20 protein-coding genes and 3 riboswitches are annotated in these 24617 nt (G+C 52.4%); all 20 genes read left to right on the top strand.

Going from position 1 to position 24617, the window contains the following annotated elements:
* Positions 1-231: 231 nt before the first annotated feature.
* A complete protein-coding gene (locus C6I21_RS05525; RefSeq protein ID WP_181186116.1) occupies positions 232-672 on the top strand; it encodes an AhpC/TSA family protein in 441 nt (146 codons plus the stop codon).
* Positions 673-686: 14 nt separating this feature from the next.
* Positions 687-977, top strand: a complete 291-nt coding sequence (locus C6I21_RS05520; RefSeq protein ID WP_105958455.1) for a hypothetical protein — start codon at positions 687-689, stop codon at positions 975-977.
* Between the two features lie 167 nt (positions 978-1144).
* Entirely contained in the window at positions 1145-2122 is a 978-nt protein-coding gene (locus C6I21_RS05515) for an AAA family ATPase (RefSeq protein ID WP_105958454.1), read from the top strand.
* Positions 2119-3354, top strand: a complete 1236-nt coding sequence (locus C6I21_RS05510) for a DUF58 domain-containing protein (RefSeq protein ID WP_105958453.1) — start codon at positions 2119-2121, stop codon at positions 3352-3354. The genes C6I21_RS05515 and C6I21_RS05510 overlap by 4 nt, the downstream gene beginning before the upstream one ends.
* Complete coding sequence (locus tag C6I21_RS05505) at positions 3355-5625, top strand: transglutaminase TgpA family protein (protein ID WP_105958452.1); 2271 nt, start codon at positions 3355-3357, stop codon at positions 5623-5625.
* 32 nt (positions 5626-5657) lie between these two features.
* A riboswitch (purine riboswitch) is annotated at positions 5658-5759 on the top strand.
* A 121-nt stretch (positions 5760-5880) separates the two neighbouring features.
* On the top strand, positions 5881-7419 hold the full coding sequence (guaA, locus tag C6I21_RS05500; RefSeq protein ID WP_105958568.1) for a glutamine-hydrolyzing GMP synthase: 1539 nt from the start codon (positions 5881-5883) through the stop codon (positions 7417-7419).
* Positions 7420-7500: 81 nt separating this feature from the next.
* Positions 7501-7602, top strand: a riboswitch (purine riboswitch).
* A gap of 181 nt (positions 7603-7783) precedes the next feature.
* Positions 7784-9097 (top strand): NCS2 family permease, encoded by a 1314-nt coding sequence (locus tag C6I21_RS05495; protein WP_105958451.1) that lies wholly within the window; start codon positions 7784-7786, stop codon positions 9095-9097.
* A gap of 1570 nt (positions 9098-10667) precedes the next feature.
* Positions 10668-10841: an NETI motif-containing protein gene (locus tag C6I21_RS05490; RefSeq protein WP_105958450.1), complete on the top strand. Its 174-nt coding sequence runs from the start codon at positions 10668-10670 to the stop codon at positions 10839-10841.
* Between the two features lie 106 nt (positions 10842-10947).
* A riboswitch (purine riboswitch) is annotated at positions 10948-11049 on the top strand.
* A 143-nt stretch (positions 11050-11192) separates the two neighbouring features.
* A complete protein-coding gene (purE, locus tag C6I21_RS05485) occupies positions 11193-11678 on the top strand; it encodes a 5-(carboxyamino)imidazole ribonucleotide mutase (protein ID WP_105958449.1) in 486 nt (161 codons plus the stop codon).
* The gene (gene purK, locus C6I21_RS05480) at positions 11675-12820 is read left to right on the top strand and encodes a 5-(carboxyamino)imidazole ribonucleotide synthase (protein WP_105958448.1); all 1146 of its coding nucleotides are present in this window, start codon (positions 11675-11677) and stop codon (positions 12818-12820) included. Before purE ends, purK begins: the two co-directional genes overlap by 4 nt.
* Complete coding sequence (gene purB / locus C6I21_RS05475; RefSeq protein WP_105958447.1) at positions 12817-14118, top strand: adenylosuccinate lyase; 1302 nt, start codon at positions 12817-12819, stop codon at positions 14116-14118. The genes purK and purB overlap by 4 nt, the downstream gene beginning before the upstream one ends.
* Before the next feature lie 143 nt (positions 14119-14261).
* Complete coding sequence (gene purC, locus C6I21_RS05470) at positions 14262-14966, top strand: phosphoribosylaminoimidazolesuccinocarboxamide synthase (RefSeq protein ID WP_425352476.1); 705 nt, start codon at positions 14262-14264, stop codon at positions 14964-14966.
* 69 nt (positions 14967-15035) lie between these two features.
* Positions 15036-15296: a phosphoribosylformylglycinamidine synthase subunit PurS gene (gene purS, locus C6I21_RS05465; RefSeq protein WP_105958445.1), complete on the top strand. Its 261-nt coding sequence runs from the start codon at positions 15036-15038 to the stop codon at positions 15294-15296.
* Positions 15293-15976 carry a phosphoribosylformylglycinamidine synthase subunit PurQ gene (gene purQ, locus C6I21_RS05460; protein ID WP_105958444.1) on the top strand — a complete coding sequence of 228 codons (684 nt, stop codon included), beginning with the start codon at positions 15293-15295 and terminating at the stop codon, positions 15974-15976. Before purS ends, purQ begins: the two co-directional genes overlap by 4 nt.
* The gene (gene purL, locus C6I21_RS05455) at positions 15960-18188 is read left to right on the top strand and encodes a phosphoribosylformylglycinamidine synthase subunit PurL (protein WP_105958443.1); all 2229 of its coding nucleotides are present in this window, start codon (positions 15960-15962) and stop codon (positions 18186-18188) included. Before purQ ends, purL begins: the two co-directional genes overlap by 17 nt.
* The gene (gene purF / locus C6I21_RS05450) at positions 18164-19588 is read left to right on the top strand and encodes an amidophosphoribosyltransferase (RefSeq protein ID WP_105958442.1); all 1425 of its coding nucleotides are present in this window, start codon (positions 18164-18166) and stop codon (positions 19586-19588) included. The genes purL and purF overlap by 25 nt, the downstream gene beginning before the upstream one ends.
* A 1-nt stretch (position 19589) precedes the next feature.
* The gene (gene purM, locus C6I21_RS05445) at positions 19590-20627 is read left to right on the top strand and encodes a phosphoribosylformylglycinamidine cyclo-ligase (RefSeq protein ID WP_105958441.1); all 1038 of its coding nucleotides are present in this window, start codon (positions 19590-19592) and stop codon (positions 20625-20627) included.
* The gene (purN, locus tag C6I21_RS05440; protein WP_105958440.1) at positions 20624-21220 is read left to right on the top strand and encodes a phosphoribosylglycinamide formyltransferase; all 597 of its coding nucleotides are present in this window, start codon (positions 20624-20626) and stop codon (positions 21218-21220) included. The genes purM and purN overlap by 4 nt, the downstream gene beginning before the upstream one ends.
* Positions 21202-22737: a bifunctional phosphoribosylaminoimidazolecarboxamide formyltransferase/IMP cyclohydrolase gene (gene purH / locus C6I21_RS05435; protein WP_105958439.1), complete on the top strand. Its 1536-nt coding sequence runs from the start codon at positions 21202-21204 to the stop codon at positions 22735-22737. Before purN ends, purH begins: the two co-directional genes overlap by 19 nt.
* Positions 22738-22820: 83 nt before the next feature.
* Complete coding sequence (gene purD, locus C6I21_RS05430) at positions 22821-24098, top strand: phosphoribosylamine--glycine ligase (RefSeq protein WP_105958438.1); 1278 nt, start codon at positions 22821-22823, stop codon at positions 24096-24098.
* Positions 24099-24617 lie beyond the last annotated feature (519 nt).

The following is a 24617-nucleotide window of genomic DNA, read 5'->3' as shown; positions in this document are numbered from 1 at the left end:
AACTAAATGATTCCGTGTACAGAAAGTCCGGATTGTTTAAAGGGGGCGGGAGTGGGGAAACGAATGGAAAAGAGATAGAAAGAAGGAGGGAGAAACATGGAATTCCCATACAAACTGGAAACGATGAATAAAGAGAAGCTGCGGATGGATGCTCTCATTCAGGAGAAACCGCACGCCTTCGTATTTGTGCGTCACCTCGGTTGACCGATCTGCAGGAAATTTCTCGCGCAGTTGCGTGAGTTTCACCATATTTTTACAGAGAATGGAGCAGAGCTTTCTGTTATTGCTCCTTCCAGCGGCAGTGTCATAAAAGAATTTAACCGTTCGTTTGGGCCATATCCTTTTTCTCTTTACGGAGATCCAAAACACGAGGCCTACTACGATCTCGGCCATATCCGGATGCCTAAGTGGAAAATGGCAGGGATGCTTGCAGGCGGCGCTGCCACGAAGCGGCTGCCATCTTTCTTCCCATCGGAAAAGCGGCAGAAGCAGTTTGTCACAAAATCGATGCGGACACAGGATGTGTACCTGCAGGGCGGGGCATGGATCGTCGATAAAGACGGAGAACTTCTATACTCCCATATTGATAAAAATCCAATGGACCATGCGCCCATCGATGATATGTACCGGGTATTGACCAATCACCGGTTGTTCCATATGCAGAAGAATTGAATGGAGGTGAGGATATGGACCGCCAGGTAGTCGCAGTACTGCAGTCAAAAGCGCAGCAGAAACAGGTGCTGAGAGAACTGGAAATAAAAGATATTCCCGAAGACCGGATCCAGATTATCGGAAAAGAGGATGAAGATGCGTCTTCTTTTGAACCCTACTTTGAACAGGGGGACTGGGTCGTCGTTGCAGAAGTAGAGAAAGAGATCGGCCGCATCCCCGTGGAGGACATCGATTCAACGGAGGAACACCGGACACCGAAAGGGCATCACCATATGCCGCATCATCAGATGAAACAGGGACTATAGCCAGGGAGGAGCCGCTGTGCAGTTCAGACAGCGGCTTTTTGCTGTGCTTTTCTCCGGTTGTCACGTCTGCGTGAATCAAGAGGAACCCCGCCTCTCTTATCAAGCGATTTTCCGGACAGTTCATGCTAAAATGGACAAAGAGTATGTTCGAGGAGGACTGGTTATAGATGAGAAAAAATGAAACAGAGCAGGAGACGGTGATCCGCCCGCAGCTCCGTGCTCTTGTGGATAATGTAGAGAAAGTAGTTGTCGGCAAGCGCCGTGAAGTGGAGCTGAGTCTCATCGCCATTTTAAGCGGTGGTCATGTGCTGCTTGAAGACGTTCCGGGTGTCGGCAAAACCATGATGGTCCGTGCTATTGCAAAGTCTCTCGGTGCTGAATTTAAGCGGATTCAATTTACGCCGGATCTTCTTCCTTCCGATGTCACCGGTGTTTCGATATATAATCAGAAAACGATGGAATTTGAGTTCCGCAGAGGTCCGGTAATGGCCAATATTGTTCTCGCCGACGAGATTAACCGCACCTCCCCGAAAACCCAGGCAGCTCTTCTGGAGGCACTGGAAGAGGGAAGTGTCACGACAGACGGGGAGACGCGTCCGCTTGATAAACCATTTTTTGTCATGGCGACACAGAACCCGATCGAATATGGCGGCACCTACCCGCTGCCGGAAGCGCAGCTCGACCGGTTCCTTTTTAAATTCCGGATCGGGTATCCGACGAAAGCAGAAGAACTGGATGTGCTCCGCCGGGTGGAAAAACAGCACCCGATCGAATCCCTCGCACCGGTTATGGCTCTTGAGGAACTGCTGCGCATGCAGGAGGAAGTAAAAGATGTGCATGTTGCAGACAATGTGAAACAGTATATCATCAGCATCGTCAATGCTACACGTCAGCATCATCACGTATACCTTGGAGGCAGTCCGCGTGCTTCCATTGCGCTGATGAAAGCAGGCCAGGCCTATGCATACATGCAGGAGCGGAGCTACGTTATTCCGGATGACATCAAATACCTGGCATCGTTTGTGCTGCAGCACCGGATTCTGCTTAATTCAGAAGCGAAACTTTCCGAAATGGAGAGCAGCCGGATTATCTTTGATATTTTAGAGCAGGTTCATATACCTGCGGAGAACGACAAAGCCCAATGAAGCAGATTGGAAAATGGCTGACCCGGCTCCTAAAACTGCTTATTATTCTGGCTGCAGCCGGAGGACTGTTCAGTTATGCGATGTTCCAGGGGAATTTCGTCAGCTGGTTTTTGTTTTACAGCGTTGCGGTTCTGCTGCTGCTGATGTTTTTGTATGCACTCCTTCCGCTGGGAAAAATAACCGTGGACCGGAACGGGCTGAACGGCGCGCAGCAGTCCGGAAGTCCATGTACGGTGACGATCCGCATCCGGCGCAGTCTTTTGTTTCCGTTTCTCTACTTGGCCGTAGAGGATATCGTGGACGAGGAACTTCAGCGCCAGCTGCCGGGCGGAGCATTGAAAAAAATATTTTACAGTACCGCTTCGCGCGAGCTGATGTATACCTACCATGTTCCGGAATTAAAGCGCGGCCGTTATAGAGGGTATGGCATCCGCCTGCAGACAAGCGACATGTTCGGTGTCTTTACCAAAAGCCGTTTTCTTCCGCTCGCAGATGAACTGCTCGTGTATCCGAAGCACCATGAGATTCAGGGCTGGGATGTGTACGAGCGCAGTGAGACGGAAACCAAGCAGTCGCTTCAGGATATGGTGGAGGACCGGACCGCGATCGCAGGAGCTAGAGAGTATGAACCCGGCGACCGGCTGACAAGTCTCGACTGGAAAGCTTCCGCCCGGGCAGGGAAACTGATGACGAAAGAGTTTGAAGAATTTATCGGGCGCCAGTTTCTCGTCGTCTGGGATAACCGTCTGGAAAGTGACGCATTTGCAGGGCAGGATGCGTATGAAAAAGGAATCGAGCTGGCGGCTTCCATCATCATGTATGCGTACCGGGAACATCTGCAGGTGGGAATGTGGGCTGTCGGCTCCAGTGTTGTCCAGTATCCCGTCGGCTTTTCCGAAGAACAGCGCAGGCGGATGATGGCATGGCTTGCACAGGCACGTCCATCTCCGGAATCGTCGTTCGTTAAAGCGGTCCAGCCGCTGGAACAGGAAATACCCGATGGCGTGACACTCGTCTACATTACTGCCCGTCTGGATGACAGCGTTGTTGAACAGCTCCGGCGTCTTGCCGGAAGACAAGTAAGAATGGTGTGCGCCCTGATGGATAAGCAGCAGGAGAATGAAGCCTGGGAAACGCGGCGGCTCGAGCAGGTCCGGTCGTTCGGTATTCAGACGTATCTGCTGCAGCGGGGAAGTCTGCATCAGGAATCCGGAGAAAGCAGGAGGAATTAAATGAATGTGAAGCAGCGGACGCCTGCTGCGTCCTTAACGCACTTAATCATATATCTGCTAGCCTTCCTGCTGTTGTGGGAATGGCTGCGGCCGATTCCGGTCATTACATCGACTGGTCAGATCGGTATCTTTGTTCTGTTCACGTTTGCGGCCTCCATCTGCGTGTATCTGCACCTGCCTGTCTGGGCAGGGATTCCGCTGTTGTTTGCCGGAAGCATGTACAGCCTCCATCAGCTCTTTTATGCGGAATCCTTTTTTTCTGCGGCCGGCTTTATGGAAACACTGCGCCGCTTCACGAATGAAATCGGCGTGAATACCGCTATGATTGCAGGAGGAAATTTTGCAGGACTGACCGATTATTTCCGTTCGTTTCTGCTTCTGCTACTCCTTGCGCTGATCAGCTACCTTCTCTATTACTGGATTCTGCATACGCGGCGTGTGTTTTTCTTTTTATTCTGTACGATTGTCTACATCACCGTGCTGGATACATTTACGCTGGTGGACGCCTCTCAGGCGGTCGTCCGTATCGTTGTCATCGGGTTTTTCCTGCTGACGCTTCTGCATATGCTGCGCGTTCAGGATGAAGATCGGCGTACGTCCGGAAGAACGGTGTTTTCGCCGGCATGGATGTATACGCTCCTTGTGATGGTGACGATTGCGGTCGCTGTGGCATGGGCAGCGCCGAAGCCGGAGCCGCAGTGGGCCGATCCTGTTCCTGCGTTCCGAAGCTTTGCCGGACTGGAGAGTTCCGGTGGAGGGGGCGGAACTGTGCAGCGGATCGGGTACGGTGAAAACGACGAGCAGCTCGGCGGTGGTTTCGTTCAGGATGACGGCCCGGTGCTGGAGGCGGTCGTCGACGAGCCCGGCTACTGGCGCGGAGAATCGAAAGACATTTACACCGGCTCCGGCTGGGAGGCAGAACGTGATTACGTTCCAGCAGAAACAGTGAATGAAGGTGGAGAAGAAGCAGTAGATTTCCGTCTGTTCAATGAGTCTGCCTCCGGCGGACGAGGAACGGCGGAAATTACAATGGCGGAGGAGACCGATTTTAATCTTCTTTTCTATCAGGGAAGTCTCGTGGATGTGCCCGAAGCGTCCGCTGCAGATGATGCGGCGGACTGGGGAAGAGAAGATCTTCAGTTTTATACCGATGTGATCGGTGGGCGGACGGTCGTGGAATCACCGGAAGGAGAGTCGGTCCGGCTCACGGATTACCGTTTTGAGTATGATACCCCTGCGTATCCCGAAGATGTTCTCCGAAATGCAGGTGCGGAAGATCCCGAATCTGTCACTGACCGCTATCTTCAGCTGCCGGATGATCTTCCGGAACGTGTCGTCGAGCTTGCTGAAGAAATTACGGCAGAGACAGATAACCGCTATGATGCCGCAAAAGAAATTGAGCAGTATTTCTCTGCGAATGGGTTTGAATATGAAACGTCTGATGTACCGGTGCCGGAAGAGGGAGAAGACTACGTGGACCAGTTTCTATTTGAAACTCAGGTCGGCTACTGCGATAACTATTCCACTTCCATGGCAGTCATGCTCCGTGCGCTGGATATTCCGACGCGCTGGGTAAAAGGATTTACGGCCGGTGAAGAAGTGGACCAGACAGACGATGGGCGGTCCGTTTACGAAGTGAGAAACAGCAATGCCCACTCCTGGGTGGAAGTCTATTTTCCGGAGGTCGGCTGGGTGACGTTTGAACCGACACAGGGATTTACAAACTATGCTGAATTTGAGTCGGAAACCGAAACACCGGACGTTGATACGGATTCACCAGATATTGAACCGGAAATGCCGGATGTACCGGAAGGAGACGACGTAAACGATCAGCTTCAGGAAGGCACAGAAGAAGAATCAGAGGACGGATTGTTCGGAAGCGGCTCCGGAAGCGGAGGCGGAATGACACCTTGGCAGCTTTTCCTTATTTCCATTCCCCCTGTGCTGCTGCTTATCTACCTGTACCGCAGTCAGAAAAGGCTGCAGATTACGTGGTATCTGACCGCCTATCAGCGCGGCTGGCTGAAACCGACGTTTTCCCAGGGGTACCGGCGTCTGGAATGGATGCTTCAAAAAGAAGGCCTTCAGCGCAGAAACGGAGAAACGATCCGTGAGTTTGGAGAACGCGTCGACAGGGAGCTTCATACGAGCGCGATGAAAGACTTGTCTGCAGCATATGAGAAAGAAGTGTACGGCGGCAGCAGGGAAGGTGTTTCCTGGTCAACGTATCAAACCCAGTGGGAAAAAATCATTCGTTCACTGCTCGCTTGACCAGCGTGACACCGCCTGATACAATGATGCAGTCTAAAAACGGAAACAAGCCTCATATATCCTTGAGAATACGGCTCGAGAGTCTCTACCGGATCACCGTAAATGATCTGACTATGAAGGCAGAACCTTTAACGGAATTCTGCCTTCGTGTATTCTCAGCGAAGGCAGAATTCCGTTTTTGTATGCATGGAAACAGCACTCCGGCCGGATTTCCGTCTGCCGGAGGCGCCAGCTTTTGAAGGAGAGAGGAGTTCGATGATGGAGATAAACGAAAAGGTAGTGGTGCTTGATTTCGGAGGTCAGTACAACCAGCTGATCGCAAGAAGAATCCGGGATCTGGGCGTGTTCAGTGAACTAATTTCAAATAAGATTACAGCAGCTGAGCTGAAGGAGATGGCACCGAAAGGAATTATTTTTTCCGGCGGACCGGGAAGCGTGTATGCCGATGGTGCCCCGCAGTGCGATCCGGAGATCTTTGACCTGGATATTCCTGTGCTGGGTATCTGCTACGGGATGCAGCTGATGACACATCATTTTCACGGAAATGTGGAAGCAGCCAATCACCGGGAATACGGAAAAGCGGTCATTAACGTGCAGTCTGACAGCCTTCTCTTTAAAAATCTTCCCCGCGAGCAGTCTGTGTGGATGAGCCATGGAGATCTCGTGAAAGCACCACCGGAAGGGTTTCAGACGGATGCAGTCAATGTCTCCTGTCCTGTAGCGGCAATGTCCGACGAGAACAGAAAGCTCTACGGCGTGCAGTTTCACCCGGAAGTGCAGAATACAGAGTACGGCAATGACATGCTCCACAATTTTATTTATGACGTATGCGGCTGTGACGGAGAATGGTCGATGGAAAACTACATTGACATGGAAGTGGAGAAAATCCGCGAGAACGTCGGCTCGAAAAAGGTACTCTGTGCATTGAGCGGCGGGGTGGACTCTTCCGTTGTAGCAGCACTTGTGCATAAAGCGATCGGGGATCAGCTTATCTGCATGTTTATCGATCACGGCCTGCTCCGCAAAGGGGAAGCCGACAGTGTTATGAAAACATTCGGAGAAGGATTCGATATGAATCTCGTAAAAATCGATGCCCAGGACCGTTTTCTCGGAAAACTTGCCGGGGTGAGTGATCCGGAAGAGAAGCGGAAAATCATCGGCAACGAATTTATCTATGTATTTGAAGAGGAAGCGGGCAAGCTGGAAAACGTCGATTTCCTGGCTCAGGGCACGCTCTACACAGATATTATTGAAAGCGGAACGGATACCGCGCAGACGATCAAGTCTCATCACAATGTCGGTGGACTTCCGGAGGACATGAAGTTTGATTTGATCGAACCGCTCAATACGCTTTTCAAAGACGAAGTGCGCAAAGTCGGTTCAGAGCTCGGCCTGCCGGATGAAATCGTCTGGCGCCAGCCGTTCCCGGGGCCGGGACTCGGTATACGCGTTCTCGGTGAGATTACGGATGAAAAGCTGGAAATCGTCCGGGAATCAGATCAGATTCTCCGGGATGAGATCAAGCGTGCGGGTCTGGATAAGCACATCTGGCAGTATTTCACGGCTCTTCCGGATATGCGCAGCGTCGGTGTCATGGGAGATGAGAGAACGTATGACTATACCGTCGGTGTCCGTGCGGTAACGTCTATCGATGGTATGACTTCCGACTGGGCACGGATCCCTTACGATGTGCTCGAAATTATCTCCACACGGATCGTAAACGAAGTGAAAAACGTCAACCGCGTTGTGTACGATGTCACGTCCAAGCCACCGAGCACGATCGAGTGGGAATAAACGAACGGTGCAACTTAAAATTAAATAATTATTCGTGTTTTCGTTGACTAGACGGATTTGGACTGCTATTATTACGAATGTGATAAATAAAAATCGAATGTTCGTATATGTCGGGGAATCGGCCCCGTACGTTTCTACCAGTCTACCGTAAATAGACGGACTACGAATAATTGCTGCACAGCGTCTTTTTGTCTGTGCCGGCTGTTATTGTCCCGGAGGTAGTTTTCTGCTTCCGGGATTTTTTCGTTTGAAATGACTGTATTTTCTTTAGAGGCGCATGGCGGCCGAACATTCCGCCCGCATCGCAGGCGCAGCGGGGCCGGACGAATATTCAACACATTGCTGATGGAGGGTGTTTGGGACAATGAAAGGATATTTTCAGTTTCAGGAGCTGGGTACGTCGTACACGAAAGAAACGATGGGTGGTATTACGACGTTTCTGGCAATGGCCTACATTTTATTTGTAAATCCGTCTGTTCTTGGTCCGGCAGGCATGGATGAAGGAGCTGTTTATACAGCAACAGCGCTGGCAGCGGCAATTGGTACTATTATTATGGGTGTTATCGCACGGTATCCGATTGCACTCGCACCGGGGATGGGATTGAACGCATTCTTTACATACTCGGTCGTGATCGGCATGGGCATACCCTGGGAAACGGCGCTTCTCGGTGTGTTTGTGTCCGGGATTATTTTTATCCTCATTACGGTAGTCGGCATCCGGGAATTTATTATTAATGCGATTCCTGCTGAGCTGAAATTTGCGGCCGGAGCGGGTATCGGACTTTTTATCGCCTTTATCGGTCTGCAGAATGCGCAGATCGTTGTGATGTCGGAAGCAACGCTGGTGGAAATCGGTCAGCTTGGAAATCCGGCTACGCTGCTTTCCATTTTTGGAATTGTGCTTACCGTCATCCTGATGAGCCTTGGTTTAAAAGGCGGTATTTTCTACGGGATGCTGCTGACAGCTGCAGCAGGGGTATTGACCGGCGTCATCCCGGTTCCGGGAGCTATTGTTGGAAGTGTGCCGAGTCTTGCACCGACATTCGGCGCAGCATTTGAACCGTTTGGTACAACAGCTCTTGGTGATATTTTCACGATTGAGCTGATGATCGTTATTCTGACGTTTTTGTTCGTCGATTTTTTCGATACGGCAGGGACGCTTTATGCGGTGGCAAATCAGGCAGGGTTTGTAAAAGACAACAAACTGCCGCGCGCGCAGCGGGCACTGCTTGCAGATTCTTCGGCGACATCGATCGGTGCTGTTCTTGGAACGTCGACCACGACGGCGTATATTGAGTCCACGTCCGGTATTGCGGCTGGAGCCCGTACAGGCTTCGCTTCTCTCGTTACGGGCGCGTTGTTTCTCGTAGCGTTGTTGTTCTCGCCTCTTCTGGCTGTGGTAACAGAATCCGTTACTGCACCGGCGCTTATCGTCGTCGGGGTGCTGATGGCAGGATCGCTTTCCAATATTGACTGGAAACGATTTGAGATAGCCGTGCCGGCGTTCTTTACTGTCGTGACAATGCCGCTGACATACAGCATTGCAACAGGCATTGCCCTCGGCTTTATCATGTACCCGATCACGATGCTGTGCAAAGGCCGTGGACGGGAGATTCATCCGATTATGTACGTACTGCTCGTCGTCTTTGTCCTCTATTTTGTCTATCTCGGAGAATAATGGAACATCGGCCGCCTTCCGTGTCACGGAGGGCGGTTTTTGTACACTAATAAGAATGTATAAAATCCAAAGCCTCTTCCAAGCAGGTATGCCAAGGGCTGCAGCATTTCAAACCGTTGTTACATCCATCGTTACTTTCTGTTGAAGGAGCTTCTCCGCTGCCCGGCAGAAGCTTGCCGTGGGCTTGTCTTCAGCTCTTTCTCATTGGCTGCGCCCTGAGAAAGGATCTTCAGACTGCGCTTGATCCCACTGGCGTCTCTGCCGAACGCTCCGAAGCGCAGTAAAATAGAGATGAAGTTCAAAGGGTTCATAGCAGGAACGAAATGTATAAAGCACTAATGACCCTTACTACGCAACTGGATGGCAGCAATTTCTATACAGATGGGGGCGCTTCTATCAAGTGTTTTCTTCCTATCTGCCGAAACCGGAAGCCGTCGACTCCGGGAGGATCCGAACGAGGCGAAAATCCATTCCTTCTGACGAACGGAAGAAGGAATTAGTTGAGCCCGTTCCCTCCGGAACGCGTAGGGCTGCAGGTGCAGGCAGGAAGCGGGAACCTATTCAACAAACGTCTCTTTGCTTTTAAGACCAGGCGGTTTCTGCCTGGTTTATTTTAGACTAATAAGAATGTATAAAATCCAAAGCCTCTTCCAAGCAGGCATGCCAAGGGCTGCAGCATTTCAACGTTTTGCTGCATTTACCGTTTGTTTCTGTTGGTAGAGCTTCTCCGCTACTCGGCAGAAGCTTGCCGTGGGCTTGTCTTCAGCTATTTCTCATGGCCTGCGCCCTGAGAAAGGATCTTCAGACTGCGCTTGATCCCACCGGCGTCTCTGCCGAACGCTTCGAAGCGTAGTATGATGTTAGAAAGACAGAAGCTTCGATCTGAAGAATAGCTGGATAAACTGGATAGCGTATAGTAAATAAGCAAACGAAGAAATGCTTTTACTGTATAAGAAACACCCTGCTAGTCGAAGCACTTCTATTATCTGCCGAAACCGGAGGCCGTCGACTCCGGGAGGATCCGAACGAGGCGAAAATCCACGCCGCGTCAAGCGGCTGAAAGCGCGAGCGGAGCAGGCCTATGGTTTAAGGCGCAGGGAAGTGATCTTCTGCCATGCGGCGCGGCCGCGCGGAGCCGTGCTACTTGTAATAAAAGCGTTGTACGGCTGCAGGTGCAGGCAGAAAGCGGGAACCTATTCAATAAACCTCCCTTTTCTTTTAAGACCAGGCGGGTTCTGCCTGGTTTATTTAAGGCTTCGCTCGTGCTTTCAGCCGCCTGCCGTGGCATGGAGAAGTTGGACTTTACCGATGCGCTGCGGGATTACCAGGCGGAGAAGTTAAACAATGACAGGAAAATGAGAATGGCCGCCTCGTTGTTAGACTGGAAGGGGTAGTTGTGAGAGCGGCAGTGTCTGTTGTAAGACAAACCCGCTCTGAAGCTGGACTTTGACGCCGCTGCTCAGCTTCCACGCTTCGGCGTCCGCCTGTCTTATTAGTGCTTTTTGGAAAACGGCTGTTCACACATCGCATCATTTCGTATAATAAAAAGCAGGAGACAGGGGGTAAAAGGATGCCGAAAAAGAAATTTTATGTTGAGGAAAACGAAACGATCGATCAGTGCCTTTCCCGGATGGCAGAGGAAGGCTATGCGCCGGTGCGGAGAATGGAAGAGCCAGTGCTGCGCGAAACGAAGGATGGTGTGGAGACAGCATATCAGCGGATTGTGTTCGAAGGGCGCAGCTGAAGCTGGCAAAAGCAGACGTCTGACTTTAAATCCGAACATTATAATGAATTATTCGATTAAATGTTCGAAAAAAGTTGACCGCATACGGAAATAATTGATATGATGAACGCAGATAAAGACGAAACCTCATATAATACCGGGGATACGGCCCGGAAGTTTCTACCTGCAGACCGTAAATCAGCAGACTATGAGGGATCAGATAAGCATGAATCAGAATCAGGTGCTCCGGTACCTGGACGGCCGTATGCCATTTTTGGCGTGTCGGGTTTTCTGACGAAGTCATGTGTCTTATCGTTCCCTCAGACGCAGGCGGATGATAAGGCTTTTTTTATGGCTGAAAGGAGTTTATCGATGGCAGCAAAAGTAGGAGTAATTATGGGGTCGACATCAGACTGGGAGACGATGAAACATACGGTGGAAACGCTCGATGAGCTCGGTGTGCCGAACGAGGCCAAAGTCATTTCCGCGCACCGCACACCGGACAGGATGTTTTCCTACGCGGAAGAAGCAAAAGCACGCGGGATTGAGGTCATTATTGCAGGTGCAGGCGGAGCTGCCCATCTGCCGGGAATGGTTGCTGCAAAGACGCCGCTTCCTGTGATCGGCGTACCGGTGCAGTCCAAAGCACTGAACGGACTCGATTCGCTGCTTTCAATCGTGCAGATGCCTGCCGGCGTGCCGGTGGCGACGGTTGCGATCGGCCGTGCCGGTGCTGTCAATGCAGCGCTTCTTGCAGCAAAGCAGATCGGTGTCCATGATGACAGCGTGCATCAGGCACTGGAGGAAAGACGGATGTTAAAAGAAAAAGAAGTGCAGGAGCAGGAGGATTTAACATGATGTGGATTGCACCGGGGAAAACGATCGGCATTTTAGGCGGAGGGCAGCTTGGCAGAATGATGGCCTTATCCGCAAGAGAAATGGGCTACCGGATTGCCGTTCTTGATCCAGGGGAGGATTCGCCGTGCGGCATGGTTTCCGATAAACAGGTAACTGCGTCTTACGATGACCGGAGCGGCGCGGAAATTCTCGCTTCCGAATGCGATGTGCTCACCTACGAATTTGAGAATGTCACAGCAGAAACAGCCACTTTTCTGGAAGAGACGATGTATCTTCCGCAGGGAAGCAGACTTCTGCAGGTAAGTCAGGACCGTTTGAAAGAAAAAGAAATGGCGGCTGACTTCGGCATTCCGGTCGTGCCTTACAAGGCAGTCTACACATTCAGCGGTCTGCAGGAAGCGGTGCAGGAACTCGGTCTGCCGGCGGTTCTGAAAACGACCCGCGGCGGCTACGATGGTAAAGGACAGCTCATCCTGCGGGACAGCGGAGAATTGTATTCCGCATGGGAGGAGCTCGGCTCCAAAGGTCCGCTTGTACTGGAAAAGATGCTCGCATTCGATAAAGAAGTATCCGTCATTGTCACCAGAAGCGTACACGGCGAAATGACGACGTTTCCGACAGCGGAAAATGAACATCGCCACGGTATTTTACACCGGACGATCGTGCCGGCCCGTATTTCCAGTGAAATCGAAGAAAAAGCACAATCGCTCGCGGAACGTCTCGCAGAATCGCTCGAAATGGTAGGAACGCTTGCGGTGGAAATGTTCGTGGATGGATCGGACGTGTACATGAATGAAATTGCGCCGCGCCCCCACAATTCCGGCCACTTCACGATAAACGCCTGTGATACATCCCAGTTCGAGCAGCATATCCGTGCTGTATGCGGATGGCCGCTCGGCTCAACAAAGCTGTTGTCGCCGGTCGTTATGGTCAACCTGCTCGGGCAGCACGTCGAACCTTACCTGCGCAGTCATTCCATGCTGCCGCCGGCACACATTCATCTATATGGAAAAAAAGAAGCTAAACATAACCGGAAAATGGGGCATGTGACGTTTCTTTCCGAAGATCCTGAGGCTCTTCTGGAAGAGATCGATGCTTCCCCTGTCTGGAACGAATCTGTACTTCAGGAGGATCCTTCATGATTGAACGCTATACCCGCCCGGAAATGGGCCGTATCTGGAAAGACGAAAACCGCTACCAGGCCTGGCTGGAAGTAGAAATTCTCGCCTGTGAAGCCTGGGCGGAGATCGGTGATATTCCAAAGGAGGATGCATCCCGTATCCGGGAGAACGCTTCTTTTGATGTAAACCGCATTCTGGAAATTGAAGAAGAAACCCGTCACGATGTCGTTGCTTTTACACGGGCGGTTTCAGAAACACTTGGGGACGAACGGAAATGGGTCCACTATGGATTGACCTCAACAGACGTCGTGGATACGGCCCTGTCGTATTTATTGAAACAGGCGAATGACATTATCGAAGCAGATATCATCCGTTTTCTCGAGGTTCTGAAGAAAAAAGCCGTGGAGCATAAATATACGGTAATGATGGGGCGTACACACGGTGTACATGCAGAGCCTACAACATTCGGTCTGAAACTCGCCCTCTGGTATGAGGAAATGAAGCGGAATCTGGAACGTTTCCGTCAGGCCGCGGAAGGCGTGCGTGTCGGTAAACTTTCCGGAGCCGTCGGCACATATGCGAACATTGATCCGTTTGTGGAAGAGTTCGTCTGCGGCGGACTCGGTCTGGAACGCGCGCCGATTTCGACACAAACATTGCAGCGGGACCGCCACGCCCACTATATTGCTTCACTCTCCCTGATCGGAGCGTCGATTGAAAAAATGGCTGTGGAAATCCGCGGTCTGCAGAAGAGTGAAACGAGAGAAGTCGAGGAGTTTTTCGCTAAAGGGCAGAAGGGTTCGTCAGCCATGCCGCACAAACGGAATCCGATCGGCTCCGAGAACATGACAGGTCTTGCACGGATTCTCCGCGGTCACGTCGTCACAGCCTACGAGAATGTAGCGCTCTGGCATGAGCGGGATATTTCCCACTCCTCCGCTGAGCGGATCATGCTTCCGGATGCAACGACGGCGGTCAACTATATGCTGAACCGCTTTACGACCATCGTTGATAAATTGACGGTGTTCCCGGAAAACATGAAGCGGAACATGAATGCCACCTACGGGCTCATCTATTCCCAGCGGGTGCTGCTCTCGCTCATCGATAAAGGCATGGCCCGCGAGGAAGCATATGATCTCGTCCAGCCGAAGGCAATGCAGGCATGGGAGGAGGCACGTCCGTTTAAAGAACTGGTGGAAGCGGATGAGCGCATCGCAGCGAAGCTTTCTGCCGAGGAGATCGAGGACTGCTTCCAGCCCGACCACCATATGAAACAGGTCGATATGATCTTTCAGCGGCTCGGCCTTCACGACGCATAACAATCGAAAAATGAAGCTGCGGCCCCGACTCGCCCGCGGTTCCTTCACTCATGGCGAAGAAAGCAAAGATCGACTTTCGTCGCCATGAGTTCCAGGACTGGTCGCTCGTGAGCGCGGGGCCTCCGCTTTTCTTATAAGGAGTGATTTGTATGTCGGTGATGCTGTATGAGGGGAAAGCGAAACGGATTTATGAGACGGATGAGCCCGGGGTGCTCCGGGTGGTATACAAAGATGATGCGACGGCATTTAACGGCGAAAAGAAAGAAGTGCTTCAGGGAAAGGGGAAGCTGAATAATGAGATCAGCTCCCGTTTGTTTCAGCAGCTGAAGGCTCATGGTGTGGACAGTCATTTTGTTTCTCAGGTGTCTGAACTGGAGCAGCTTGTCCGCTCTGTGGACATTATTCCGCTGGAAGTCGTGGTCCGTAATATTGCCTGCGGCAGTCTCGTAAAGCGGACAGGCATGGAACGCGGTACGAAGCTTGCCGCCCCGATTGTGGAATTCTATTACAAAGACGATGCGCTCGGAGATCCGCTTGTGAACCGTTCCCATATCCAGGCAATGCATCTCGCAGAGGAAGCGGAAGTAAATCAGCTGCAGGAGAAGGCGCTCCGTGTAAACGAAGTGCTCGTTCCTTATTTCGCAGAGCGCGGCGTGGACCTCGTCGATTTTAAACTGGAATTCGGACGTACCGCAGAAGGAACGATTCTGCTGGCGGATGAAATTTCTCCCGACACGTGCCGATTCTGGGATCAGGCGAGCGGAGAGTCCCTTGATAAAGATTTGTTCCGGTTTTCCTCCGGCAATCTGCAGGAAGGCTACGCACAGCTCCTCGAACGGCTGACGTAACAGGGACGGTGCAGCTGAAAATGACATAATCTTCAGGAAATCATCGATTTTACGAAAGGGCGGATCGAAATGACAGTCGAAGGTACGGTGTATGTAACTTGGAAAAACGGAGTGCTGGACCCTCAGGGAAGCGCAGTAACCGGCTCCCTTCATCAGCTGGGTTATGACAATGTGGAGGAAGTGACAATCAGCCGCATGCTGAAAGTGACGCTTGAAGCGGACAGTCTGTCTGCAGCGGAAGAGCAGTTGAAGCAGATGAGTGAACAGCTTCTTGCCAATCCGGTTATCGAGGATTATACCATTCACGTGGAGGAGGTTGTTTCCGGGTGAAGTTCGCTGTCATTATTTTTCCAGGTTCCAACTGTGACGTAGACATGTACCACGCGATTAAAGATGCGCTTCAGGAAGAGGTGGAATACATCCGCCACACCGAGACGTCGCTGAATGGAGCAGACGCTGTGCTGCTGCCTGGAGGCTTCTCCTACGGGGATTATCTGCGGGCCGGTGCGATGGCGCACGTGTCGCCGATTATGCAGGCAGTGAAGGAGGCCGCCGAAGAAGGAAAGCCGGTTCTCGGCGTCTGCAACGGATTTCAGGTACTTCTGGAAAGCCGCCTTCTCCCAGGTGCTATGCTCCGCAACAAAGATCTTCACTTCGTCTGCCGGACGGTGCCGCTCACTGTGGAAAACGAGAAGACGATGTTTACCCGCCACTATGAAAAAGGAGAGACGATTCAGATTCCTGTGGCGCACGGGGAAGGCAATTATTTCTGCAGTCCGGAGGATTTACAGGAATTGAAGGAAAACGATCAGATTCTGTTTACGTACAAACAGCCGTTCAACGGCTCCACCGCAGATATCGCCGGTATTATGAATAAAGAGGGAAATGTGCTCGGCATGATGCCGCACCCGGAACGAGCGGTGGAATCACTTCTCGGTTCGGAAGATGGGCTGCGCCTGTTTACATCTATTCTCAGCTATTGGAGGGAACACCATGCTGTTACGTCATGAACCGTCACCTGAAATGATCCGGGACGAGCATCTATATAAAGAAATGGGTGTGTCGGAAGAAGAATTTGAGCTGATGCAGTCGGAAATGGGGCGGCTTCCGAATTACACGGAGCTGGGTCTGTTTTCGGTCATGTGGTCGGAGCACTGCAGCTATAAAAACTCCAAAGTACTGCTGAAGAAATTTCCCGTTGACGGTCCGCGCGTCCTGCAGGGGCCCGGGGAAGGAGCCGGTGTCATCGATATCGACGATGAGCAGGCTGTCGTTTTCAAAATCGAAAGCCACAACCACCCCTCGGCAGTGGAACCGTATGAAGGAGCCGCGACAGGTGTCGGCGGCATTATCCGCGACGTGTTTTCCATGGGGGCCCGCCCGGTTGCGCTCTTAAATTCTCTCCGTTTCGGAGAGTTGAAAAATCCGCGCGTCAATTATTTATTCGAAGGTGTCACCGCTGGGATTGCAGGCTACGGAAACTGTATCGGTATCCCGACAGTCGGCGGTGAAATACAGTTTGACCCGTGCTACGAAGGAAACCCGCTCGTCAACGCGATGTGTGTCGGTCTCATCGATCACAAAGATATTCAAAAAGGACAGGCGAAAGGAACAGGAAATCCAGTCCTCTATGTCGGTGCCAGCACCGGACGGGACGGCATTCATGGTGCGACGTTTGCGTCGGAAGAATTAAGCGAGGATTCCGAGGCAAAACGTCCAGCTGTGCAGGTCGGCGATCCGTTCATGGAAAAGCTGCTGATCGAAGCGTGTCTGGAAGCAGTCAAGCATCCAAAACTGGTCGGGATTCAGGATATGGGTGCAGCAGGGCTGACGTCATCTTCCGCGGAAATGGCAAGTAAAGCAGGCGCCGGAATCCACATGAATCTGGACCTGGTACCGCAGCGGGAAAAAGGAATGACTCCTTACGAAATGATGCTTTCCGAATCTCAGGAGCGGATGCTTCTTGTTGTGGAGGATGGAAGTGAACAGGAGTTTATCGACCTGTTTGAAGAGTGGGGGCTGCATGCCGTTGTTATTGGAGAAGTAACCGATACGAAGCGGCTTGTTCTGGAGCACGACGGTCGTGTGGCGGCAGATGTGCCGGTGGATGCTCTTGCGGAGGAAGCTCCGGTGTATCACAAGCCGTCGCAGGTACCAGCCTATTACACGCAGTTCCAGCAGGAAGCGCCGTGGAGCATGGAGATCAACGACGCTGGAAGCACCCTGAAGGAACTTCTCAGTCAATATACGATTGCAAGCAAAGAATGGGTGTACGATCAGTATGATTATATGGTCCGCACGAATACCGTTGTTGCACCCGGATCTGATGCTGCGGTACTCCGTATCCGCGGAACGGAGAAAGCGCTCGCTATGACGACCGACTGCAACTCCCGTTTTATTTACCTTGATCCGTATGAAGGTGGGAAAATGGCTGTCGCTGAAGCGGTGCGGAATCTGACAGCTTCCGGAGCGGAAGCGCTCGGGGTGACAGACTGTCTGAATTACGGTAGTCCGGATAATCCGGAAATCTTCTGGCAGCTGGAGCAGTCGACTGACGGCTTAAGCGAAGCGTGCCGGGCACTGCAAACGCCGGTCGTCGGCGGAAATGTGTCGCTGTACAATGAAACGTCTAAAGGAGCCGTTTATCCGACGCCGGTTGTCGGCATGGTCGGACTGATTCAGAACATTGATCACATTACCACCCAGGCGGTAAAACAGCCGGGAGACCGCGTTTTTCTTGTCTCCGGTGGAGCGCCGCAGCTGAACGGCACGGAACTGCAGAAGCTGTATAAAGGATCGATCTCCGGAAAAATGAATCCACTCGATCTGGATCTGGAACAACGCCTCGCCGGGCAGGTTCTGAACGGCATCCGGGAAGGCCTGATCCAGTCAGCCCACGATGTAAGTGAAGGCGGACTTCTCTGTGCCCTGACCGAAAAACTCTTTGGCACCGGTATGGGTATGGAAGTGCACGGAATAGAACATTCAGCAGCAGCGCTGTTCGGCGAAGGGTATCCTGCATACATCGTCACTGTTCCAGAAGCCTTCGTCCAAAAAGCAGAAAGTCTTTTGAAAGATGCAGTTGAAATCGGCACAGTGACAGAAACGGCCACTTTTTCAGTGAAGAACCAAAACGGAGAAACGATTGTGAACGAACCGGTGGACACGCTGGAAACAGCGTGGAGAGGAGCGATTGCATGCGCGCTGAAATCAAAGGTCTAAATGAAGAGTGCGGCGTATTCGGTGTCTGGGGACATGAGGATGCAGCAGCGATAACTTACTATGGTCTGCACAGTCTGCAGCACCGCGGGCAGGAAGGAGCAGGCATTGTCGTTTCTGATAAGGAGAAGTTGAAAATTCAAAAGGGAATGGGACTCGTCAACGATGTGTTCAGTGAAGAAAAGCTGAGCCGCATGAATGGTTCCGCTGCTATTGGCCACGTCCGCTATACGACGGCCGGGGACAGCGACTTTATTAACTGTCAGCCTCTTTTATTCAATTCACAGACGAGCAGCCTGGCCCTCGCCCATAACGGAAACATCGTGAATGCGACAGCGCTCAAACGGCAGCTCGAGCATCAGGGGAGTATTTTCCAGACGACATCCGATACAGAAGTCATTGCCCACTTAATCAAACGGAGCGGCTACCCGAATCTGACCGACTCCATTAAAAATGCGCTGACAATGGTCAAAGGCGCCTACGCGCTTGCGTGTCTCGTAGAGGATGCGATGATTGTGGCGCTCGATCCAAACGGCCTCCGTCCGCTTGCGATCGGAAAACTCGGCGACGCCTATGTCGTCAGTTCGGAAACGTGTGCATTCGATATTATCGGCGCCGAATTCGTCCGCGACGTTCAGCCCGGTGAGCTGATTACAATCAACGATGAAGGAATGCATATTGACCGCTTTTCCCTTACGACAAACCGCTCTCTCTGCTCGATGGAATACGTGTATTTTGCCCGCCCCGACAGCAACGTGGACGGCATCAACATACACATGGCCCGTAAAAACCTCGGCCGTGTGCTCGCAAAAGAAGCACCGGTGGAAGCAGATGTCGTGACCGGTGTTCCGGACTCGAGTATTTCTGCGGCAATCGGCTTTGCCGAAGAAACCGGCATTCCCTACGAGCTTGGCCTTATTAAAAACCGCTACGTCGGCAGGACGTTTATCCAGCCGTCCCAGGCCCTCCGGGAGCAGGGGGTTAAAATGAAGCTCTCTGCGGTGCGCGGGGTCGTTGAAGGAAAGCGTGTCGTCATGGTGGATGATTCCATCGTCCGCGGCACGACCGCCCGCCGTATCGTAAAAATGCTGAAAGAGGCAGGTGCGAAAGAGGTGCACGTGCGCATCAGTTCGCCGCCGATCGTCAACCCCTGCTATTACGGAATCGATACGTCCACCAAAGGAGAACTGATCGCATCCACTAAATCGACAGAAGCTATTCTGGAGGAACTTGGAGCGGATTCTCTCTCCTACTTGAGTGTGGATGGACTCATGGAAGGAATCGGCAGAGACGATTCCTCGCCGAACTGCGGCCAGTGTCTTGCCTGCTTTACCGGAAGCTACCCGACAGAAATTTTCCCGGAAGCAGATCACCCTTACGACAAAGTCATGGGAGGAAAATAACGTGTCCAACGCGTACAAAAAAGCAGGTGTCGATGTCGAAGCCGGCTACGAAGGCGTCCGCCGGATCAAAAAACACGTGCAGAAAACGATGCGTCCGGAAGTAATCGGTTCTCTCGGTGGCTTCGGCGGTATGTTTGATATGTCACAGCTTGGGCTGAAAGAGCCCGTTCTCATCTCCGGAACCGACGGTGTCGGCACAAAGCTGATGATTGCCCAGAGCGCATCCGTCCATGATACGATCGGCATTGATGCCGTCGCCATGTGTGTCAATGACATTGCAGCACAGGGAGCGGAGCCGCTCTTTTTTCTCGACTACCTCGCTCTCGGGAAAAACGATCCATCCGTCGTAGAATCTGTCGTAAAAGGCATTGCAGATGGGTGTGAACTGGCAGGCTGCGCTCTTGTAGGCGGAGAAACAGCAGAAATGCCCGGCCTGTACGATGCGGATGAGTATGACGTAGCGGGCTTTGCTGTCGGCGCTGCAGAAAAACAGGCAGTGTGGACGAAAGCGGAGCCGGGCGATGTTCTGATCGGCCTTCCTTCTTCAGGTCTTCACAGCAACGGTTTCTCTCTCGTACGAAAGATCGTGGAGAAAGCCGGTTTGTCATGGGAGGATCATGCGCCTTTTGCAGAAAACGAACGGCTTGCAGATGCTCTGTTAACACCGACGCGCATTTACGTAAAGGAATTAAAAGCGCTTTTCGGAACGACCCACGTCCACGGTGCCGCTCACATCACCGGCGGCGGTCTCGTGGAAAACCTTCCCCGCATGCTTCCGGACGGGTACGGCGCGGAAGTGGACCTTGACCATGCCCCCTCCCTCCCGGTTTTTGACTGGCTTGAAAAAGAAGGCGGACTGACACCGGATGACATGAAGGAAACGTTTAATCTTGGTGTCGGTTTCGTTCTGGCTGTGCCGGAGGCTTCCGTCCAGTCTGTATTGGACATCGTTCAGGCAGCCGGTGGCCGTCCATTTGAGTTCGGCCGCGTGACGGAAACCGAAGCGCTTGTGATTCATGAAAGGGGACGTTTCGGATGAGGCTTGCTGTATTCGCTTCCGGAAACGGGTCCAACGCGCAGGCTGTCATCGACGCCTGCAGAGATGGTATGCTGGATGCAGAAACAGTGCTTGTCGTCTCGGATAAGCCGGATGCCCGGGTGACTGAGCGCGCGTACGAAGCGGGAATTGACTGCTTTGCCGCTTCACCAAAAAGCTTTGACTCCAAAGCATCGTTTGAAGAAGCTGTCCACAAGGAACTGTCTTCGAGAAATGTGGATGCGCTTGTGCTTGCAGGATACATGAGACTGATCGGGAGCGTCCTTTTAAGCAGGTGGGCAGGAAGAATCGTTAATATTCATCCATCTCTTCTGCCGTCCTTCCCGGGACTCGATGCGATCGGTCAGGCAGTGGAGGCAGGAGTTCGTGTAACCGGTGTTACGATTCATCTCGTGGATGAAGGAATGGATACCGGACCGATTTTAGCGCAGAAACCTGTTACAATAGAACGTGGAGAAACGAAACAAGAGGTGGAAGCAGCTGTCCGCGCCGTGGAGCATGAACTATATGTTGATACGCTGCGCTGGTGGCTTGCTGAACTCAAGGAGGAATCGCTGTGTCAAAGAGAGCATTAGTCAGTGTGTCGGATAAAGAAGGGATTGTCCCATTTGTACAGGGACTTCATGATCATGGAGTGGAAATCATCTCCACCGGCGGCACAAAAGCGAAATTGGAAGAAGCAGGAGTTCCGGTTATCGGAATTGAAGAGGTGACCGGGTTTCCGGAAATGATGGACGGCCGCGTAAAAACACTCCACCCGGCGATTCACGGCGGACTTCTCGGCGTGCGTTCCAACGGGGAACATATGCAGGCTTTGAAGCAGGAGGATATCGGACTCATCGATTACGTCATCGTGAACTTGTATCCGTTCCAGCAGACGATTGAGAATCCGGATTCCACGTTTGCAGACGCGGTGGAAAATATCGATATCGGCGGGCCGTCGATGATCCGCTCCGCGGCAAAAAATCATCAGGATGTCACGATCGTCGTGGATGCATCCGACTACCGGACGATTCTCAGTGAACTGCAGGAATACGGAGAGGTGCCGGCTTCCCGCAGGCAGCGTCTTGCGGCGAAGGCATTCCGCCATACGGCGGCCTATGATGCACTGATTGCAGAATACATGACAAAATACGTCGGCGAAGATGCACCGGAGAAGCTGACGAAAACGTATAACCTAAAGCAGACGCTCCGCTACGGGGAAAATCCTCATCAGAATGCATCATTCTATGAGCGTCCGATTGCAGCAGAGGCGACGGTGGCGAAAGCGGAACAGCTTCACGGCAAAGAGCTTTCCTACAACAATATAAACGATGCCGATGCAGCGATCGCGGTGATCCGTGACTTCCGCGAACCGGCTGTCGCTGCAGTGAAGCATATGAACCCGTGCGGTGTCGGTATCGGCGGAGATATTGCCCAGGCGTACGAAAAAGCATACGAGGCAGACTCTACGTCGATTTTCGGCGGTATCATCGCGTGCAACCGGGAAGTGGATGAAGAGACGGCAGACATGATGAAAGACATTTTCCTGGAAATCATTATCGCCCCGTCCTTTTCTAAAAAAGCATTAAAAATTCTCACGCAGAAAAAGAACCTCCGGCTGCTTCAGATTAATCTCGATAAGCATTACGCCGGAGAGAGCCGGGTCACAACCGTATCCGGCGGGGCGCTGATCCAGGAGACAGACACACTCTCCTATGAAGATGTGGAGACGACGATTCCAACGGACCGGAAGCCGTCCGACCGGGAGCTTGAACAGATGAAAATGGCGTGGAAAGTCGTTAAGCACGTGAAGTCGAATGCTATCGTGCTGGCGAAAGAAGACTGTACGATCGGTATCGGCGCGGGTCAGATGAACCGTGTCGGAGCTGCGAATATTGCGATTGAGCAGGCGGGAGAAAAAGCGGATGGCTCCGTTATGGCTTCCGATGCTTTCTTCCCGATGGGAGACACGGTCGAAGCGGCAGCCAAAGCGGGTGTTCGTGCCATCATTCAGCCGGGCGGTTCCAAGCGCGACCAGGAATCGATCGACAAAGCCAATGAATACGGGATTGCCATGGTCTTTACCGGCGTCCGTCATTTTAAGCATTAAACCAGAAAGCAGTACGCTCCCGGAAAAAAGAGCGAAGCGCCATTTTCCGGGGGCGTTTGCGTGCGTTTAAAGGAGAGATAGCGATGAACATTTTAGTAATAGGAAGCGGTGGCAGAGAGCATGCGCTGGCATGGAAACTCGCCCAGTCGGATAAAATTGAGGAAATTCTGATCGCTCCGGGAAGCGACGCGATGGCACAGATGTTTGACTGCCGCACACTGGATATCGCAGAGTCGGATCATGACGCACTTCTGCAGGCTGCAGAAGATGAAGACGTGGAGCTGGTCATTATCGGACCGGAAGCACCGCTCGTCGAAGGTCTTGCCGACCGTTTTCAGGAGGCGGGCATTCCTGTTTTCGGGCCTTCCAAGGACGCAGCACGCCTTGAGGGCAGCAAACAGTTTGCAAAAGATATTATGAAAAAATACGGTATTCCAACAGCTGCCTACGAAACATTTACCGATACCAAATCGGCTGCGGCCTATATCCGCAGCCAGGGAGCTCCGATTGTCGTGAAAGCGGATGGACTTGCTGCAGGCAAAGGGGTAACCGTAGCACAGACGGTGGAGGAAGCAGTCGCTGCCGTCGAAGCGGCGCTGGAGGGCGGCGCATTTGGTGATGCCGGCCGCCGTGTGGTTGTGGAGGAATACCTCGAAGGAGAAGAACTTTCGCTGATGGCGCTCGTCCATGGGCGTACAGTGGTGCCGCTTGACACAGCCCAGGATCATAAGCGGGCTTACGAAGGAGATACCGGTCCGAATACAGGCGGCATGGGTGCCTACTCGCCGGTGCCGCACCTGGACGGGGATTGGACAGCCCGCGCGGTCGAGGATATTTTAGAACCGACAGCGGAGGCGCTGGCATCAGAAGGGATATTATTTACCGGAGTCCTCTATGCAGGACTGATGATCACCGAAGCTGGACCGAAAGTAATTGAATACAACGTCCGCTTCGGAGACCCGGAAGCGCAGGTGGTTCTGCCGAGACTAAAAACCGATCTCGTCGAGCTGATCCAGAGTGTCATGGCAGATGAACCGGTTGAACCAGAATGGTCCGACATGGCCTGTGCCGGAGTCGTGCTCGCCTCCGAAGGCTACCCGGGGCCTTATCAAAAAGGGACACCATTCACGATGCCGATGACACGGTCGGATGACGTCCAGCAGTTTTTCCATGCAGGCACAAAAGTGAACAGCGAATCGGTCGGGTGGAAAACGGACGGCGGCAGAGTGCTCCTGCTTTCCTCTCAGGCCCCGTCGCTTGAGGAAGCATTCCAGATGACTTACGATGTGCTGGATCAAAAGGAATGGAACGGCCTGTTTTACCGGAAGGATATAGGAAGACACCTTCATTCCCGGCAGTAGCCGGCTGGGTGCTTCCACATAACAGAGCGATGATCAGCTGCCGGGAGATTGATTCCCGGCAGTTTTTTCCTGCGGGCGCCGCTGGATGTTCCTTAAAGTAGATCCGTGGCCGTCACTTCTTACGGCTTGGTCCGCTGAGGTCATTTTTTGTTCCGGTAAGAGGTGGAACCTGTTCCGATTTCCGGCGGAGGTGGTCCGATATAGAGGGCTTGGTCCGGTGGACGTCGATCTTGTTTCGATATGCCGCTGTTCTGGTCCGCGGATTGTTCATCCTGTTCCGAAAACGGCCGGGGATGGTCCGCGTTTTTCGTTACGTTTGTTCGTTAAATGAAATTTCCACTTTACGGCTTCCCGCCGAGAAGCTTACGGCTGCAGGAAACAGTAAACTGTAGAAAGAAACCTGTACATTTTCCAGGATAAGCCGGATCATACCGGATTCATTACACATAAAACAGGGGGAGATGTCGTTTTGTACGATACTTATATGTACTGTCAAAAAATAAATTCCCTCAAAAAGGA

Source organism: Alkalicoccus urumqiensis (genome assembly GCF_002993335.1).
Taxonomy (GTDB): Bacteria; Bacillota; Bacilli; order Bacillales; family Salisediminibacteriaceae; genus Alkalicoccus; species Alkalicoccus urumqiensis.
This window is presented reverse-complemented; position numbering and strand designations above follow the sequence as displayed.